This window comes from Streptomyces sp. NPDC001904 (genome assembly GCF_040297005.1).
Classification (GTDB): domain Bacteria; phylum Actinomycetota; class Actinomycetes; order Streptomycetales; family Streptomycetaceae; genus Streptomyces.
The window spans coordinates 338,988-356,014 of record NZ_JBEOYI010000004.1 but is presented as its reverse complement, the minus strand read 5'-3'; the positions used below and the strand labels follow the sequence as shown (position 1 = coordinate 356,014).

17 protein-coding genes are annotated in these 17,027 nt (G+C 72.3%); 3 read left to right on the top strand and 14 right to left on the bottom strand.

All coding sequences use genetic code 11. The features are described from left to right. Nucleotides 1-48: 48 nt before the first annotated feature. Together ABT127_RS08710 and ABT127_RS08705 are read right to left on the bottom strand one after the other, a co-directional pair. The gene (locus ABT127_RS08710; RefSeq protein ID WP_351446023.1) at nucleotides 49-264 is read right to left on the bottom strand and encodes a hypothetical protein; all 216 of its coding nucleotides are present in this window, start codon (nucleotides 262-264) and stop codon (nucleotides 49-51) included. Nucleotides 265-482: 218 nt separating this feature from the next. Continuing rightward, a complete protein-coding gene (locus tag ABT127_RS08705; protein WP_351446021.1) occupies nucleotides 483-761 on the bottom strand; it encodes a DUF8836 family protein in 279 nt (92 codons plus the stop codon). 199 nt (nucleotides 762-960) lie between these two features. Between ABT127_RS08705 and ABT127_RS08700 the strand changes: the two genes are divergently transcribed. Continuing rightward, complete coding sequence (locus tag ABT127_RS08700) at nucleotides 961-2,262, top strand: serine/threonine-protein kinase (protein ID WP_351446246.1); 1,302 nt, start codon at nucleotides 961-963, stop codon at nucleotides 2,260-2,262. A 9-nt stretch (nucleotides 2,263-2,271) separates the two neighbouring features. Here the strand turns inward: ABT127_RS08700 and ABT127_RS08695 are convergent, their stop codons facing one another. The 10 genes from ABT127_RS08695 to ABT127_RS08650 form a co-directional block, all read right to left on the bottom strand. After that, nucleotides 2,272-3,099 (bottom strand): TrmH family RNA methyltransferase, encoded by an 828-nt coding sequence (locus ABT127_RS08695; RefSeq protein WP_351446019.1) that lies wholly within the window; start codon nucleotides 3,097-3,099, stop codon nucleotides 2,272-2,274. Nucleotides 3,100-3,153: 54 nt separating this feature from the next. Then, complete coding sequence (gene cobA, locus ABT127_RS08690; protein WP_351446017.1) at nucleotides 3,154-4,389, bottom strand: uroporphyrinogen-III C-methyltransferase; 1,236 nt, start codon at nucleotides 4,387-4,389, stop codon at nucleotides 3,154-3,156. A 229-nt stretch (nucleotides 4,390-4,618) separates the two neighbouring features. Next, entirely contained in the window at nucleotides 4,619-7,840 is a 3,222-nt protein-coding gene (gene cobT / locus ABT127_RS08685; RefSeq protein ID WP_351446015.1) for a nicotinate-nucleotide--dimethylbenzimidazole phosphoribosyltransferase, read from the bottom strand. A 355-nt stretch (nucleotides 7,841-8,195) separates the two neighbouring features. After that, nucleotides 8,196-9,422 (bottom strand): precorrin-6y C5,15-methyltransferase (decarboxylating) subunit CbiE, encoded by a 1,227-nt coding sequence (gene cbiE / locus ABT127_RS08680; protein ID WP_351446013.1) that lies wholly within the window; start codon nucleotides 9,420-9,422, stop codon nucleotides 8,196-8,198. Nucleotides 9,423-9,599: 177 nt separating this feature from the next. Further along, nucleotides 9,600-10,238 (bottom strand): GNAT family N-acetyltransferase, encoded by a 639-nt coding sequence (locus ABT127_RS08675; protein WP_351446011.1) that lies wholly within the window; start codon nucleotides 10,236-10,238, stop codon nucleotides 9,600-9,602. 167 nt (nucleotides 10,239-10,405) lie between these two features. Next, nucleotides 10,406-11,221, bottom strand: a complete 816-nt coding sequence (locus tag ABT127_RS08670; protein ID WP_351446010.1) for a MetQ/NlpA family ABC transporter substrate-binding protein — start codon at nucleotides 11,219-11,221, stop codon at nucleotides 10,406-10,408. Between the two features lie 26 nt (nucleotides 11,222-11,247). Further along, entirely contained in the window at nucleotides 11,248-12,078 is an 831-nt protein-coding gene (locus ABT127_RS08665; RefSeq protein WP_351446009.1) for a MetQ/NlpA family ABC transporter substrate-binding protein, read from the bottom strand. Between the two features lie 65 nt (nucleotides 12,079-12,143). Further along, the gene (locus tag ABT127_RS08660) at nucleotides 12,144-12,896 is read right to left on the bottom strand and encodes a methionine ABC transporter permease (RefSeq protein WP_351446008.1); all 753 of its coding nucleotides are present in this window, start codon (nucleotides 12,894-12,896) and stop codon (nucleotides 12,144-12,146) included. Then, entirely contained in the window at nucleotides 12,893-13,948 is a 1,056-nt protein-coding gene (locus ABT127_RS08655; RefSeq protein WP_351446244.1) for a methionine ABC transporter ATP-binding protein, read from the bottom strand. Before ABT127_RS08655 ends, ABT127_RS08660 begins: the two co-directional genes overlap by 4 nt. A gap of 426 nt (nucleotides 13,949-14,374) precedes the next feature. Continuing rightward, nucleotides 14,375-15,025 carry an HAD-IA family hydrolase gene (locus ABT127_RS08650; RefSeq protein ID WP_351446006.1) on the bottom strand — a complete coding sequence of 217 codons (651 nt, stop codon included), beginning with the start codon at nucleotides 15,023-15,025 and terminating at the stop codon, nucleotides 14,375-14,377. A 71-nt stretch (nucleotides 15,026-15,096) separates the two neighbouring features. On the opposite strand from ABT127_RS08650, the gene ABT127_RS08645 reads away from it, so the two are divergent. Both ABT127_RS08645 and ABT127_RS08640 read left to right on the top strand, forming a co-directional pair. Further along, a complete protein-coding gene (locus tag ABT127_RS08645) occupies nucleotides 15,097-15,456 on the top strand; it encodes a hypothetical protein (protein ID WP_111665730.1) in 360 nt (119 codons plus the stop codon). After that, nucleotides 15,437-15,910, top strand: a complete 474-nt coding sequence (locus ABT127_RS08640; RefSeq protein ID WP_351446004.1) for a hypothetical protein — start codon at nucleotides 15,437-15,439, stop codon at nucleotides 15,908-15,910. The genes ABT127_RS08645 and ABT127_RS08640 overlap by 20 nt, the downstream gene beginning before the upstream one ends. A 43-nt stretch (nucleotides 15,911-15,953) precedes the next feature. Here the strand turns inward: ABT127_RS08640 and ABT127_RS08635 are convergent, their stop codons facing one another. Then, nucleotides 15,954-16,454, bottom strand: coding sequence for a GNAT family N-acetyltransferase (locus ABT127_RS08635; protein ID WP_351446002.1), 501 nt, complete (start codon nucleotides 16,452-16,454; stop codon nucleotides 15,954-15,956). Between the two features lie 39 nt (nucleotides 16,455-16,493). Beyond that, nucleotides 16,494-17,021: a sigma-70 family RNA polymerase sigma factor gene (locus tag ABT127_RS08630; protein ID WP_351446000.1), complete on the bottom strand. Its 528-nt coding sequence runs from the start codon at nucleotides 17,019-17,021 to the stop codon at nucleotides 16,494-16,496. Between the last annotated feature and the right edge of the window lie 6 nt (nucleotides 17,022-17,027).

The window sequence follows — 17,027 nt, the reverse complement described above, 5'->3', positions numbered from 1 at the left end:
GGCCGGATGTCCCCGCCCGGACCGCTCTTCCGGGTCTGGAGGCGCCGCTCAGCGCCCCAGCATCACGCCCACGGACGACGCTTGTGTGACCATCGCGTCCCAGCCGCCGAAGACGACGACGAGCAGGGCAGCGAGGGGAAGGACCATGGCCGTGGCCACCAGTGGGTGGCGCCGGCCGGTGGCGGGCCCACCGAACAGGCCGAACAGGCCGGCCCGGCCGATCCGCGTGCGGAACGCAGTCGTCCGCGATGCCGTGTCCGCCATGGTCCTCTCCCTTCCCGGTCGACATTCAGTTGTTCTGTGTGGTTGGCAGCGGCGGGCACCTGACCTCGGGGGACGAGTGCTGGACCCGCCGCTTGACCTCAAATCTACGGGCGCCGCGCATCCCGGTCGTCATGCCCTCGTACCGATTGCCGGGCCTCCCGGAGGATGACCGCTTCCGGCTCGTGTACTCCCCTGGGTGGAGACGGCGGCGCGCGGAGCTACGCGATCTCGGGGTCTTCCCCCAGGGAACGCCCGGTCCGTGCCTCCCGCTCGGCCGCCTCCTCGCGCGGCACCGGCTGCTCCACCAGGGCCAGCACCCGGGTCGCCATGAAGCGCGCGGTGCGCACCACGGAACCGGACCGGGTGACTTCGCTCACTTCCACGACTCCCCTGCGCACCGCCGTCTCCACTCTCCGACCGGCACGGCTGGCCACCACCTCGTACGTGCGTGTCGTGTCCCCGGCGTCCACGACTATCTCGACGCGATCACCCTTCATGGGCCCAATCCCCCTTCTGCGGCGGGTGGTTGGGATTTCGGGCAGTATGGATACGCCCTGCTCCCGCGCTCCCTGACGACTTTTCAAGTCTCCCACCCGGCACTGACAATCGAATCTGCCGTGAGGGCGCGGCCTCTGCGCGCAGCCGGGCGCGGAAACGTAAGCTGTGGCTCGTCAGACGGACCGGGCAGCAGCGGGGATGGACATGGCGATGATGCGCCTGAGGCGCGAGGACCCGCGCGTCGTCGGCTCGTTCAGGCTTCACAGACGGCTCGGGGCCGGTGGGATGGGCGTGGTCTATCTCGGTTCCGACCGCCGGGGCCAGCGGGTCGCGCTCAAGGTGATCAGGCCGGATCTGGCGGAGGATCAGGAGTTCCGGTCGCGGTTCGCGCGCGAGGTGTCCGCCGCACGGAGGATCCGGGGCGGGTGCACGGCGCGCCTGGTGGCCGCCGACCTGGAGGCCGACCGTCCGTGGTTCGCCACGCAGTACGTGCCCGGTCCCTCGCTGCACGACAAGGTGGCGGAGGAGGGCCCGTTGGCCGCGGCCGACGTCGCCGCCGTGGGCGCCGCGCTGTCGGAGGGGCTCGTCGCCGTGCACGAGGCGGGCGTCGTGCACCGGGACCTCAAGCCGTCCAACATCCTGCTGTCCCCGAAGGGGCCGCGGATCATCGACTTCGGCATCGCCTGGGCGACCGGCGCCTCGACCCTGACGCACGTGGGGACCGCGGTCGGCTCCCCCGGCTTCCTGGCACCCGAGCAGGTGCGCGGGGCCGCCGTCACCCCGGCCACCGACGTGTTCGCCCTCGGGGCGACGCTGGCGTACTCGGCGATGGGCGACTCGCCCTTCGGGCACGGCAGTTCCGAGGTCATGCTCTACCGCGTGGTGCACGAGGAGGCGCAGCTGCACGGGGTGCCGGACGCGCTGGCGCCGCTGCTGCGGGCATGCCTGGCGAAGGATCCCGAGGAGCGGCCGAGCACGCTGCAACTGTCGCTGCGGCTCAAGGAGATCGCGGCCCGCGAGGCCCAGGGGCTCGGTGAGTCGCGGCCGCCGGCGCAGCGGATCGCGGAGCAGGACCGGCCGACCGGGCGGCTCGCCCACCCCACCGAACGGCACGACCCGCACGAGCAGCACGAGCAGCAGCGCACCCAGCGGCGCACCCCGCCGGGCACGGGCGCGTCCCGGCCCAGCAACGGGCGGACCGGCGGCGGCTCCCGCAGCAGCACCTCGCGGTCGGGCAGCAGGCCCGCGCCGCGCAGTGGCGCGGGACGTCCGGCGCCGCGGACGAACGGGACGGGGACGGGCAAGCGGCTGCGGCCCGCGAATCCGCGGCTGCTGGGCCAGCGGCTCTTCGTGTTCGTGGTCGTGACGCTCCTGGTGGCGCTGGCCATCGCGGCCATGCAGGGCTGCCAGGGGCCGTCGCGCGGGCTGGGCGACCTGGGTGTGTCGCACACGAGTGCGACACAGCCGCAGACGCCGCCCGCCGCCGACGGCGAGGGCTGAGCGCTCGGATCAGAGTTCGGGGCGGCCGGTCGCCACCGCGTAGAACGCGACCGCGGCCGCCGCTCCGACGTTCAGCGAGTCGACGCCGTGGGCCATCGGGATGCGGACCCATTCGTCGGCGGCCATCAGGGCCTTGGTCGTCAGGCCGTCGCCCTCGGCGCCGAGCATCAGGGCCACCCGGTCCATCCGGTGCGGGGCCACCTCGTCCAGGGACTTCGCCCGCTCGGCCGGGGTGAGCGCCAGCAGGCTGAAGCCTGCCTCGCGGACCGACATCAGCGACTTCGGCCAGGTCTCCAGGCGCGCGTACGGCACCGAGAAGACCGCGCCCATGGAGACCTTCACCGAGCGGCGGTAGAGCGGGTCCGCGCAGTCCGGGGAGAGCAGGACCGCGTCCATGCCGAGCGCCGCCGCCGAGCGGAAGATGGCGCCGATGTTGGTGTGGTCGTTCACCGACTCCATGATCACGACGCGGCGCGCGGTGGTGAGCAGGTCCTCGGCGGTGGGCAGCGGCTTGCGCTGCATGGAGGCGAGGGCGCCGCGGTGCACGTGGTAGCCGGTGACCTGTTCGGCCAGGTCGGGGGCGACCGCGTAGACCGGGGCCGGGACCTCGTCGATGACGTCGCGCATGACGTCGACCCACTTGGCGGAGAGCAGCATGGAGCGCATCTCGTAGCCGGCGAGCTTGGCCCTGCGGATGACCTTCTCGCCCTCGGCGATGAACAGGCCCTCGGCCGGTTCGCGCTTGCGGCGCAGTTCCACGTCGGTCAGGCCCGTGTAGTCGCGCAGGCGCGGGTCGTCGGGGTCCTCGATGGTGATGAGACCTTTGGGTTCAGCCACGGATCGATACTGCCTTGTTCTGGTTGTGGTGCCAACGGTTGAGTACTGCTCTTGTTACCGCTGGTTACGCGTGGGGTTCTCGTGGACCACCGCGCCGACGACGATGACCGCCGGGGGCTTCACGCCTTCCGCGACGGCCTTCTCGCCGACCGTGGCGAGGGTCGCGTCGACGCGGCGCTGGGCGGAGGTCGTGCCCTCCTGGACGAGGGCGACGGGGGTGTCGGCCGGCTTTCCGTGCGCGATCAGGGCCTCGGCTATCTTCCCGATCTTGTCGACGCCCATGAGGATCACCAGGGTGCCGGTCAGCCGGGCCATCGCCGACCAGTCGACGAGGGAGCGCTCGTCGTCGGGCGCCACGTGACCGCTGACCACGGTGAACTCGTGGGCGACACCGCGGTGGGTGACCGGGATGCCGGCCGCGCCGGGCACCGAGATCGAGCTGGAGATGCCGGGGACGACGGTGACCGGGATGCCCTCGGCGGCGAGCGCCTGGGCCTCCTCCATGCCGCGGCCGAAGACGTACGGGTCGCCGCCCTTGAGGCGGACGACGGCCTTGCCCTGCTTGGCGTGATCGATGAGGGCCTGGTTGATGGCCTCCTGGACCATCTGACGGCCGTACGGGATCTTCGCCGCGTCGATCACCTCGACGTGCGGCGGAAGTTCGTCGAGCAGGTCGCGCGGGCCGAGCCGGTCGGCGATGACGACGTCGGCCTCCGCGAGGAGCCTGCGGCCGCGGACCGTGATCAGGTCGGGGTCGCCGGGGCCGCCGCCGACCAGGGCGACGCCCGGGGTGCGGGTGCGCTCCGCGGTGACCGTGCCGTCGCGCAGGGCCTCCACCAGCGCGTCGCGTATCGCCGCCGTGCGGCGCGGGTCGCGGTCGGCGGCCTCGGCGGACAGCACCGCGACGGTGACGCCCTCGGTGCGTCCGGTGGCCGGGGTCCAGGCCGTCGCGGCCTCGGCGTCGTCGGAGCGGACGCACCAGGTGCGGTTGCGCTCCGCCTCGGCGGAGGCCAGGTCGTTCGCGGTGCGGTCGGCCGTGGCCACGAGGACGTACCAGGCGCCGTCGAGGTCGCCCTCCTCGTAGCGGCGGCGGGTCCAGGTGATCTCGCCCGCGTCCGCCATGGCCTCCACGGAGGGGGTGGCGGACGGGGAGATGAGGGTGATGTCCGCGCCCGCCGCTATGAGCGCGGGAAGCCTGCGCTGGGCCACCTGGCCGCCGCCGATGACGATCGTCCTGCGGTCGGTCAGGCGGAGGCCGACCGGGTATGCGGGGTGCTGAGGGGTCGACATGTCGTGCGGCTCCTGGCGGCGGGCTCGGTGGGCTGCGACTTTGGAGCCCTGTGACGTGCAGGTTCTGATGGGGCCAGCTTATGTCGGGGCCGCTGGGGCAGTCACCGGGGCCGCAGCGCTGTGCCCACCCGTTCCGTCCCCCACTGCCCTGAGGGCGTGGGAGGGGGCCCCAGGCGGAACGCCTGCCCACAGCCCCAGAGGGATGGACAGGCGTTCCTGTGGCGCCGGGTTACTTCTCGGTGACGCCCGCCGAGTCGAAGGTCGCCACCTCGTGCATCGCGCGGGCCGCGCTCTGCACGATCGGCAGCGCCAGGAGGGCGCCGGTGCCCTCGCCGAGGCGGAGGTCGAGGTCGACCAGGGGGCGCAGGCCCAGCTTGTTCAGGGCCGCGACGTGGCCGGGCTCGGCGCTGCGGTGGCCCGCGATGCAGGCGGCGAGCACCTCGGGGGCGATGGCGCGGGCGACCAGGGCGGCCGCACCGGCGCTGACGCCGTCGAGGATGACCGGCGTACGCAGCGAGGCACCGCCGAGGAGCAGGCCGACCAGGGCCGCGTGCTCCAGACCGCCGACCGCCGCGAGGACGCCGATCGGGTCCGCCGGGTCGGGCCGGTGCACGTCGAGGGCGCGGCGCACGACCTCGATCTTGCGGGCGTGCGTCTCGTCGTTGATGCCGGTGCCGCGGCCGGTGACCTCGGCCGGGTCGACCTCGGTGTAGACCGAGATCAGCGCGGCCGACGCCGTCGTGTTCGCGATGCCCATCTCGCCGGTGAGCAGCGCCTTGTTGCCCGCCGCCACCAGGTCGCGGGCGGTCTCGATGCCGACCTCGATGGCCGCCTTGACCTCTTCGCGGGTCAGGGCCGGGCCGGTCGTCATGTCGGCGGTGCCGGCCCGCACCTTGCGGGGCAACAGGCCGGGCGTGGCCGGGAGTTCGCTGGCGACGCCGACGTCGATGACGCAGACCTCGGCGCCCACCTGGTTCGCGAACGCGTTGCAGACCGCGCCGCCTCCCAGGAAGTTGGCGACCATCTGGCCGGTGACCTCCTGCGGCCACGGGGTGACGCCCTGGGCGTGCACGCCGTGGTCGCCCGCGAAGATCGCGACGGCCGCGGGCTCCGGCACCGGGGGCGGGCACATCCGGGACAGGCCGGACAGCTGCGCGGAGATGATCTCCAGCATGCCGAGCGCCCCGGCGGGCTTCGTCATGCGCTTCTGCCGCTCCCAGGCCTCGCCGAGCGCCTTGGCGTCCAGCGGGCGGATGTTGGAGACGGTCTCGGCGAGCAGGTCGTGCGGGTCCTCGCCGGGCAGGGCGCGACGCCCGTACGTCTCCTCGTGGACGACCCAGGACAGCGGGCGGCGCTTGGACCAGCCCGCCTGCATCAGCTCGGGCTCCTCCGGGAACTCGTCGACGTAGCCGACGCAGAGGTAGGCGACGACTTCGAGGTGGTCGGGCAGGCCGAGCGTGCGGACCATCTCGCGCTCGTCGAAGAACGAGACCCAGCCGACGCCCAGGCCCTCGGCGCGGGCGGCGAGCCACAGGTTCTCGACCGCGAGCGCGGAGGAGTACGGCGCCATCTGCGGCTGGGTGTGCCGGCCGAGGGTGTGGCGGCCGCCGCGGGTCGGGTCGGCGGTGACGACGATGTTCACCGGGGTGTCGAGGATGGCCTCGATCTTCAGTTCCTTGAACTGCTTCGCGCGGCCCTTGGGCAGGGACTTCGCGTACGCGTCCTTCTGCCGCATGGCCAGTTCGTGCATCGTGCGCCGGGTCTCGGCGGAGCGGATGACGACGAAGTCCCAGGGCTGGGAGTGGCCGACGGACGGCGCCGTGTGGGCCGCCTCCAGGACGCGGAGCAGCACCTCGTGCGGGATGGGGTCGCCGCGGAAGCCGTTGCGGATGTCGCGGCGCTCGCGCATCACGCGCAGGACGGCCTCGCGCTCGGCGTCGTCGTAGCCGGGGGCCGCGGGGCCGAACTGCTCCGGCTCCCCCGCCTCGGGCAGGGGCTCGGCCTCGGGCTGCGCCTCCTGGACGGGCTCAACGTCCTGGAGGGGCTGTGCTTCCTGGAGGGGCTGGGCCTCCTGGAGTGGCTGAAGGTCCTGGGCGGGCTCCGGGGCGACCTCGATCAGCTCCGGCTCCTCGTCGGCGACGGGCTCCTGCGCCATGACCGGCTCGGGCGCCGGGGCCTGCTCGGGCGCCGGGGCCGCGGCGGGGCCGCCGTCGCGCGGGGCGGGCACCGAGGCCGCGATCTCGATCTGCTCGGGGTACTCGACGGGCTCGGGCTGCTCGGGCTGCTCCTCGGCGGCCTGCGGGGCGACCGGCACCTCGGTGGGCGCCTGCTCCTCCGCCTCGGGCTGCTGGAGCGGCTCGGCGTGCACGGGGCCCAGTGCGATCGGCGCCTCGGGCTGCGGCTCGGGCGCGGGCTCCACCGGGGCCACGGGCTCGGGAGCGGACGGCTGCGGCTGCTCGGCGACCGGCTCCGCCTGCGCCACCGGCTCGGCGGGCTGCGGAATCTGCTCGGCCGGGGCGGCCGGCTCGGGCTGGGCGAGCTGCTCGGGCTGCACGGCGACCGGCTCGGGCGCCTGCTCCACGGCGGGCTCCGGCATCGGCGGGACCGTCATGGCGTGCGGAGGCGTCGGGGCCAGGTGCGGCGTCGTGGGCACGGAGCCCTCGACGGGCACGAACTGGCCGAGCGGCTGCTGCCCGGACTCCTGCGGCACGCCGTACGGGTCGGAGTGGCCGGGCTGCTCCGCCTGACCGGCGTAGGCACCGACCGGGGCGGGCTCGGCGACCGGTGCGAACCGGGCCGCCGCGGCCGGATCCTGCGGGAGGGCGTACCCCTCCGGAACGACCGTTTCTGCGGGGATCTGCGGCATTTCGAACTCCGGCTGCGACGGCGTCTGCGCCTCCGCGGGCTCCCACGGGGCCGCGCCCTGCGGCGGGATGTCGAGGTACTCGGGGCCCGTGGTGGGCGGGCCCGCCTGCCGTACGGGCATCGGGTTGGCCGGGGTCTGCTGCGCGGGGCCGCGGTCGGCGAGCGAGCGCACGGTGCCGCCGGTCTCGGGCATGGGCGGGCCCATGTGCAGCGGGCGGCGGGCGGGGCCCTGGTTCACGGCGCCGGCGGCGGCCGGCTGGTTCTGCAGGTGCATGCCGCCCATGTCGTGGTGTCCGCTGTCGCGGCCGGCCATCTCGTGCGGGCCCGGCTCGTGCGCCTGCGGGGCGGCGGGCGCCGGGGCGTAGCCCTCGTAGCCCTGCTGCGGCGCGGGGGCCGGGACCGGGGCGCCGTGCGGCTGGCCCCAGGCGCCCTGGGAGCCCGGCATCAGGAGGAGTTCGTCGTCCTCGGCGGTGGCTTCGGCGGGATCGAGGTAGGTGTATGCACCCGGGGCGGGAACGCCCGGCTGCTCCACCGCGCCTGCGTTCTCCGGCAGCCCCTCGCCCGGAACCTGACCGGTGTCGGTCATGCCTACCCCTCGCCCATCGATGAGAACTTGCCGGCCGCCCCGGACCCGTGGCCCGGTGAGCAACCCCCTTGACCGGAGCGGTGCGTCGACCGCCCGTCATGGTGAACGAGCGTGCGCGCCGCGCGGCACGAACCGTCCCGGACAACAGGCATTGTCCCGGTCGGACCGCGGCCACGGAACGTAGATCACCCATGGCCTTCTGTGGACTGCGCCACGTTGCGCGTCCTCCGGTCGGCGCCGTACCACAGCACACCCCAAAGCTGGCGCGTTTTCCGGACATTGGCCGACGAATTGTCGGACGCAGCGGTGCGGTACAACGATCGGCCAGCCTACAGCGCGTCCTCGGCCGTCAGGGTCACGGGTGGCGGTCCGGCAGGCGTCCGGACAGGAGGAATCCCACAGTCCGCTCCTTCTCGGTCCAGGCGCGTGTGTCCAGTTCGACGGATTGCAGAAGGGCGCACTCGACGTCGTAACCGTGCTCCGTCAGGTCCCTGCCGATGAGTTCGGCCTCGTCGCGTGTCGCCGCGTGCGCGACGATCCGCGCGGGGCGGCGGTCGGCGACCGCGGAGACGACCGCCGCTCCCCCGCCGCCGACCCGGACGACGTCGGGCTCGGGCAGGTCCTCCAGGACGTGCGGCGCGGTGCCGCGCACGATCTGTGCCTGGACGCCGAAGCCGCGGACGGCCGACAGGGTGCGGCCGCAGGCGTCCGCGTCGCGGTCCACGGCGATGACGGCGGCGCCGAACCGGGCGGCCTCCGCGGTGAACGCGCCGCTGCCGCAGCCGATGTCCCACACCAGGTCGCCGGTCCTCGGTCCGAGCCGGGCGAGTTGGGCCGCGCGCAGCAGTTCGGTCTCGCCCTCGCCGAAGGGGCCCGCGTACTCGGCGGCGGGCAGCGCCCAGCCGCGCGGTGCGGCGGCCGCCTCCCGCGGCTCGCCGCCGGCGAGCCAGCCGCCGTTCTCCGGGGCCGCGGCGGTGACCGTGCCGCCGACGACGATGACCACGTTGGGGTCGCGCCAGGTGTGGTCGGCGGCCTTGTCCGAGGTGACGACGGTGACCTGTTCGCGGTCGGTGCCCAGTTCCTCGCAGATGACGAAGGTGCGGTGGACGCCGTCGAGGAGCAGGCCGAGCTCGGCGGGTCCGGCGCCGGGCGAGGTGAGGACCGCCACCTTGGTGTGGGCCCGGCACACGTTCACCGCGCGGCGCAGGGTGCGGCGGTGGGCGACGACCACCTGGGCGTCGTCCCAGGGCATCCCGGCCCGGGCGAAGGCCTGGGCGACGGAGGAGACGGCGGGGACGACCTCGACCTCCAGGCCGTACTCGGGGGCGCGCAGGGTGCGCACGACGCCGAAGAAGCCGGGGTCGCCGTCGGCGATGACGACGGCGGTGCCGCGGTGCCCGGTGATCCGGCGGGCGGCGAGGGAGACGCTGCCGAGGCGGATGCGCTCGGCGCGCCCGGGCACTTCGGGCAGCGCCAGGTGGTGCGCGGCGCCGGCCACGAGGGTGGCCGCGTCGAGTGCGGAACGGGCTGCCTCGGTGAGGGGCGAGCCGTCCCAGCCGATCACCGTGACCCGGTCGGCCATCGTTGTCAGTCTCCAGGAAGGGTGCGGATGCGTACGCGAGAGGGGGCCGCCGATGGGCAGGGCCGGGCGGGGCACCGTGAGCGTACCTGCTGGGTCCGGCCATTGCCCCTGGTCGGGTTCCGGACCGGGGCGCTCGCCGTCGGGGTCCTCTCTTCTCCGGACCGCTTCCCGGCCGCGTCAGTTCCAGTCGGAGAACGCGGTGAAACCGCCGGCCTCGGCGAGCTGCTCGGTGACGCCCTCGATGTCCTCGGGGAGCAGGCTCCACACGATGAAGTCGGTACGGACGTCGGCCCAGGTGCCGTCCTCGGTCCGGGTACGCGCTATGCAGGCGCCCCGCAGTACGCCCTCGCTGATGCAACCGATCTTCTGGGCGACCTGCTGGGAGGCGGTGTTGTCGGCGGCGGTGCGCAGTTCGATGCGCTCGATGCCCTGGTCGCGGAAGAGCCACTGGGCGGTGGCGAGCGCCGCCTCGGAGGCGTAGCCCTCGCCGCGGGCCCAGGGGGCGACGATGTACGACAGCTCGGTGGCGCGGACGTGCCAGTTGGTCTTGGTGAGCTGGATGATGCCGACCAGGCGCTGGGTCAGGAACTCCGTGACGGCCAGGTCGAGTCCGGTGCCGGCCGTGCGCTCGCGCGGGGCGTACTCCTTGACCCAGCTCCGCGCGCCGTCCTCGGTGAACGGCTGCGGGACCGACGTCCAGGCGGCGACCAGTTCGTCGTTCATCATCTCGGCCAGGGCGGGGACGTCGTCCTCGTCGAGCGGACGCAGCACCAAGCGCTCCGTGCTGATGGAGATCTCGGGGAAGGTGTTCGTCATGCGCCGCTCCGTAACCTTCGTGGCCGCCTGTCGTCCCTCGTGTCGGCCGGGGTGAAGTGCCCAGCATGCAGCATGCAGGCACGTAACTGCACATGGGGGCCGCCCCTGTTGCCGGGAACGGCCCCCATGGAGGGTGTGCCTGCGGGCCGTACGGCCCGCGCATCGTCTCAGGTCGGAAGGACCGAGCCCTGGTACGTGTCCTCGATGAACTTCTTCACCTCGGGGGACGTGAGCAGCTCGGCGAGCTTCTTGACGCGCGGGTCGTCCTCGTGGCCCTTCTTGACGGCGAGGACGTTGTTGTACGGGTTGTCCTTCACCGATTCCAGGAGGATGGCGTCCTTCCGGGGGCTCAGGTCCGCGTCGAGCGCGTAGTTGTTGTTGACGACGGCCGCGTCGACGTCGCTCAACGAGCGCGGCAGCTGGGCCGGTTCGAGCTCCTTGAAGATCAGGCCCTTCGGGTTCTTCGCGACGTCCTGGGGACCCGCGTTCGCGCCCGCGCCCTTCTTGAGCTCGATCACCCCCTCGGAGGCGAGGAGTTCGAGCGCCCTGCCTTCGTTGGTGGTGTCGTTCGGCAGTGCCACGGTCGCGCCCTCGGCGAGCTTCGTGACGTCGTCGACCTTCTTGGAGTAGACGCCCATGGGCGGCAGGTACACGTCGGTGACCGCGCTCAGGGTGGTGCCCTTGGACTTGTTGAAGTCCTCCAAGTAGGGCTTGTGCTGGTAGAGGTTGGCGTCGAGGGTGCCGTCCTGGAGGGCGGTGTCCGGCAGGACGTAGTCCGTGAACTCCTTGATCTCCAGGTCGAGTCCGGCCTTCTTCGCCAGGTGCTTCTTGACGTACGCGAGGACCTCGCCGGCCGGGGTCGGGGTGGCCCCGACGACCAGCGGGCCGTTCGCGTCGCCACCGTCCTTGCCGTTTCCGCAGGCCGTGACGCCGAGGGCGAGTGCCCCGGCGATCACGGCGGCGGGAATCGTGTGTGCACGCATCAGAGGGATCCGAGAGCTCGCAGGACTCAGAAGGAGGGGAGCACCGAACCCTTGTACTTGTCCTCGATGAACTTCTTCACCTCGGGCGAGGTCAGGAGCTTGGCGAGCTTCTTGACGCGCGGGTCGTTCTCGTTGCCCTCCTTGACCGCGAGGACGTTGTTGTACTTGTTGTTCTTCGCCGACTCCAGGACGAGGGCGTCCTTGGCCGGGTTGAGGTCGGCACCGATGGCGTAGTTGCCGTTGATCACCGCGGCGTCGACGTCCTGGAGGGAGCGCGGGGTCTGCGCCGCCTCGACCTCCTTGAACGTCAGGTCCTTCGGGTTCTTCGCGATGTCCTGCGGGGTGGCCGTGGCCTCGGAGCCGCTCTTGAGGGTGATGACCCCGTTGGCGGCGAGGAAGCGCAGGGCGCGGCTCTCGTTGTCGGCGTCGTTCGGGACGGCGATGGTGCCGCCCTTCTTGATGTCGTCGACCTTGGTGGCCTTCTTGGAGTAGAGGCCGAGCGGCTCCAGGTGGACGGTGGCGACCGACTTCAGGTGCGTGCCGTTCTTCTTGTTGAAGTCCTCGAGGTACGGCACGGTCTGGAAGTAGTTGGCGTCGACCGAGCCGTCCTCGGTGGCGTTGTTCGGCTGGACGTAGTCCGTGAACTCCTTGACCTCGAGGTTGAGGCCGGCCTTCTTCGCCAGGTTCTTCTTGATGTAGTTGAGAACCTCGGCGTGCGGGACGGGAGTCGCGGCGACGACCAGCGGGTCGGACGCCTTGGCCTTCGTGTCGCCCTTGTCGGAGCCGCAGGCGGTCAGGCCCAGGGTGAGGGCGCCGGTGGCGAGGACAGCTGCGGTGATCTTGGTGGTGTTACGCACGAAAAGTGCCTTTCTCCATGGTGGTGCAACCCGCCGGGTGAGGCGGGGAGTCTGGGGGAAGCGAGTCAGCGGGTCTTGGCCGGGGTGGCCTCGGCGCCGACCGGCCCCGCGGGCAGGAAGCCGCCGAGCAGGCGGAAGCGGAACGGTTCGCCGCCCTTGCCCGCACGGCGGTGCAGGGCGCGGGCCGCGCTGTCACCGGCGAACTGGATGATGGCGATGACGACGGCGAGGACGGCCACGATGATCCACATCAGGGTCGTCTCGAAGCGCTGGTAGCCGTAGCGGATGGCGAGGTCGCCGAGACCGCCCGCGCCGACCGTGCCGGCCATCGCGGAGTAGCCGATGATGGCGACGATCGTGGTCGTGGTCGCCGAGATCAGTGACGGCAGCGACTCGGGGACGAGGACCCTGCGCACGACGGTCCAGGTGTTGCCGCCCATCGACTGCACGGCCTCGACCAGCCCGCCGTCGACTTCCCGTACGGACGTCTCGACGAGCCGCGCGAAGAACGGGATGGCACCGATGGCGAGCGGCACGATGGCGGCCTCGCGGCCGATGGTGGTGCCGACGATCCAGCGGGTGAAGCCCATCAGGGCGACCATCAGGATCAGGAAGGGCATCGAGCGGACGATGTTCACGATCTGCCCGATGACCTTGTTCGCGAAGGCGTTCTGCAGCAGCCCTCCGCGGTCGGTGAGGACGAGCAGAATGCCCAGCGGCAGACCGACGACGACGGCGATCAGCGCGGACCAGCCGACCATGTAGAGGGTGTCCCAACATGCCTGGGACAGCAGCGGCTGCATCTCCGACCAGGTCACTTGGACACACCTTCCTTCAGCAGTGCGGACGCGGCGTCGTCGCGCGCCGCGTTGTCGACGATCTCGGCCTGGAGGCCCTGCTCGCGCAGGAAGCCGACGGGTACGACGTTGTCCTCGTAGCGGCCGGGCAGCTCGATGCGCATGCGGCCGACCTGCTTGCCGGCGACGGTGTCCATCGCGGCGCCCAGGATCGAGATGTCGATGTTGTACGTGCGCGAGAGCTGCGAGATGACCGGCTGGGTCGTCGACTCCCCGTGGAAGGTGACGTCGATGACGGTGCGGTCGGCGCCGGACGCGTCGCCGCCGACCGGGAAGAGCGCGGCGGCGAGTTCGGAGCCCGGGGTCGCGAGGAGCTCGCTGACGGTGCCGGACTCGACGATCTTGCCGTGCTCCATGAGGGCGGCGGAGTCGCAGACGGTCTTGACGACGTCCATCTCGTGCGTGATGAGCAGGACGGTCAGGCCGAGCTGGCGGTTGAGGTCGCGCAGGAGCTGGAGGATCGAGCGGGTGGTCTCCGGGTCGAGGGCGCTGGTGGCCTCGTCGGAGAGCAGCACCTTCGGGTCGCCGGCCAGCGCGCGGGCGATGCCGACGCGCTGCTTCTGGCCGCCGGAGAGCTGCGCCGGGTAGGACTTCGCCTTGTCGGCGAGGCCGACCAGGTCGAGCAGCTCCAGCGCCTTGGAGGAACGTTCCTTCCCGGACTTGCCGAGGATTTCGAGGGGCAGCTCGATGTTGTCCTGGACGGTGCGCGAGGACAGCAGGTTGAAGTGCTGGAAGACCATGCCGATGCGGCTGCGCGCCTCGCGCAGTTCCTTGCCGGCGCGCGGGCCGCGCCCGGCGAGGGCGGTGAGGTCCTGGCCCGCCACCGTCACGGTGCCGGTGGTGGGGCGCTCCAGGAGGTTCACGCAGCGGATCAGCGAGGACTTGCCGGCGCCGGACTGGCCGATGACGCCGTACACCTCGCCTTCGCGCACGTGCAGATCGACGCCGTCGAGGGCGGTGACCTCTCGGCCGCGCGAGCGGTAGACCTTGGTGAGGCCCTGGGTGGTGATCACGTGGATGTCCGTCACTGTCGAGTGCGCGGCACGGGTGGCGCCGGGCACGGGGCATTCATTCGGAACGTGGGGATTTTCCGGGCGCGCGACAGGTTCTCGCGCCGGCACGGGGCCGGCGGTGGGTTCCGTACGGAGAAGCTGTGCGCGGGGCAGGCCCGGTCACGTAGGCGAACTGTTTCTCCCTGCGGAGTCACTCCCTACGGAACAGGGCGCGCGGGTCTCGCTTCGGGGCGCGAGATCAGGCGGTGGGGGCCCTCAGAAGGCGCACATTCGACACATACAACGAGCACCGGGCGTCATGGTCGCCTCGGTCGCAAGGGTGCGGCTGCTCGTCGTGGTCATGCGGGCAAGTAAAGCAGACGTGAGGGCGCATCCCGCCCGCACTGTCCGAATAGCGGACACGCGTGGATGGCGGTCCGGGGTCGCTCAGGGCCCGGCGACGACCTCCACGCCCGCCTCCGTGGCCAGTGCTGACACGGCCGACAGGTCCTTCACCACGACGTCCGCGCTGAGGTCGGCGGCCGCGTGCGTTGTGGTCAAGGCCACGGTCCGCATCCCGCCGGCGCGGCCCGCGGCGAGCCCGGCCGGGGCGTCCTCGAAGACGACGCAGCGCGCCGGGTCCGCGCCCAGCTTCCCGGCGGCGAGCAGGAACGGCTGCGGGTCGGGCTTGCCGCGCGTGATGTCGTCGGCGGCGACGAGCAGCGGCGGGGTGATCCCGACGGCCGCGAGCCGGGCCGCGGCGAGCCGGCGGGTGGCGGAGGTGACGACGGCCCAGCGCCCCTCGGGCAGCGCGTCGAGGAGTTCCCGGACGCCGGGCAGCAGGTGCGTGCCGCCGTTCGGCACGTCCTCGACCTCCAGCTCCTCGATCCGGGCGACGGCCTCGGCGACCCGCTCGGCGGGCAGCAGGTCGGCGACGATCTCGACGGCGGGACGGCCGTGCAGCTCGATGGCCGCGAAGTCCTCGGCGGTGATCCCGTACTCCTGCGCCCAGCGGGTCCAGCAGCGGTACACGGACTCCAGCGAGGAGACGAGGGTTCCGTCGTTGTCGAAGAGGAGAGCGTCCGCGGTGATCTTCATACGTCGAGCGTACGGGCGGTGCGCCGGGGGTGCGGGCGGCGGGTCATTTCGGCCGTAATAGGCTCTCGGCCATGCTTGATGCCCTGACCCTGGTGACGGGTCTCGCCGCGCTCGCGCTCGCGGCCTGGTGCGGCTTCGCCGCCTCTCGCGACCAGCCGACCAAGGACTGGCACTTCATCGGCATGGCCGTGGTGTCGGTGCTGGCGCTGGTGCAGCTGGTGGTGGGGATCGTGCAGCTGGCGCGCGGCGAGAAGCCGGACCAGGGCACGACGATCTTCGTCGCCTATCTGATCGGGGCGTTCGCGTGCGTCCCGGCGGCGGGGTTCATGTCGCTGGCGGAGCGGACCCGGTGGGGGTCGGTGACCGTCGCGGCGGGCGGTGTGGTGCTGGCCGTTCTCGAAGTGCGGCTCTATGACATCTGGGGAGGATGAGGTGGCTGTGGCCTCTTCGGAGAAGGCGTCCGCGAAGCAGCGGCGCCGGCTGATCAGCGGTCCGGGCATGCTGCTCGTGTGGCTCTACGGCGTCATGGTCGTCGGGGCCGTGTCGCGCTCGGCCGTGCAGATCTCCACCGACTTCGGCAGGGCGCCGCTCGCGTACACGCTGTCCGCGGTGGCGGGGATCGTGTACGGGTTCATCACGTACTCGCTGGTGCGCGGCGGGGACCGGGCGCGGCGGGCCGCGTTCGCCTGCTGCGCGCTGGAGCTGGCGGGGGTGCTGATCGTCGGCGTGTGGACGCTGGTGGAGCCGTCGGCGTTCCCGGACGCGACCGTGTGGTCGGACTTCGGGATGGGCTACCTCTTCATCCCCGTGATCTTGCCGCTGACCGCGATGTACTGGCTGCGCAAGGGCGTGCTCCAGCACGGGTCCACGGCCGCGCAGGCCTGATCCTGTCGCCGGGTGCGGCCGGGGCGGGGCCCCGGCCGTCCGGTCAGACTCCGGTGAGGCTCGGCGCCTCGGTCTCCTTCGCCAGGGTCACCAGCGTCAGGCGCTCGTCGACCTTCTCCGTGGTGACCGGCGCGTAGCCGTGCCTGCGGTAGAGGCGCAGGTTGTGGTCGCTGCGGTGGCCCGTGAAGAGTTCGAAGCGCTTGGCCGTGCCCCCCGTGGCCAGCTGGGACTCGATGGCGGCGAGCAGCCGGCCGCCGAGACCGTGACGCCGCAGCCGCGGGTGGACGATCAGCTTGCCGATGTGCGCCGTGCCGTCCGCGTCGGTCGTGCCGCGCACGGACGCCACCACTTCGTCACCGAGGCGGGCCACCAGGACCGTGCCGCCCTCCAGTTCGCCCCGGAGCGATTCCAGGGACTGCGTGAGCGGTTCGATCGAGTAGTCGCCGTAGAGCTGTGCCTCGCTCTGGTAGCAGAGGTACTGCAGTTTGAGGATGTGTTCGGCATCCTCTTCGGTCGCCGCAGAGATGGTCACGCTCATGCCCATGTGTGCATGCCTCCCGCTCACCTGTCCGCCGTGTGTCCCTCAGCCTTTTCCCCTGCGGGCCCGCGGCGCAACCTCGGCGGCCATGATTCTGCGCAGGCAACCCAGACATCTGGAACGTTCCGGCCCAAGGCTGCCCTGTGAGATACCCAACTCGCCCGCGATCTCCCGGTACGTGAGGTCGTGCGGGGACAGCAGGGCGCCGATGAGGCGGGGGCAACGTCCGGGCAGTCGGCGCACGGCCGCGTGCAGGGTCCGCGCCCGCTCCCGGGCGAGCGTGCGGCGTTCCGGGTCGGACTCGCGGGGGTCGGCGGCGGGCTCGGCGGCGCCGGTCCGTTCGCGCCGACCGGTGCGGCGCAGACGGCGGGCCTCGGCGTGGACCGTCCGGGTGAGCCAGGCGGCCGGGTCGGGCGGCGGGTCCTGGGCGGCGAGCCGTTCCAGCAGGCGCAGCCAGACGTCCTGCTCCAGGTCGGCCAGATCGTCGCGGTCGGCCGCGGCGGGGAGTTCGGCGTGCGCCTCCGCGGCGAGCAGGGGGCGCAGGGCGTCGAGCACCCGGGTGTCGTACGTCATGTACGA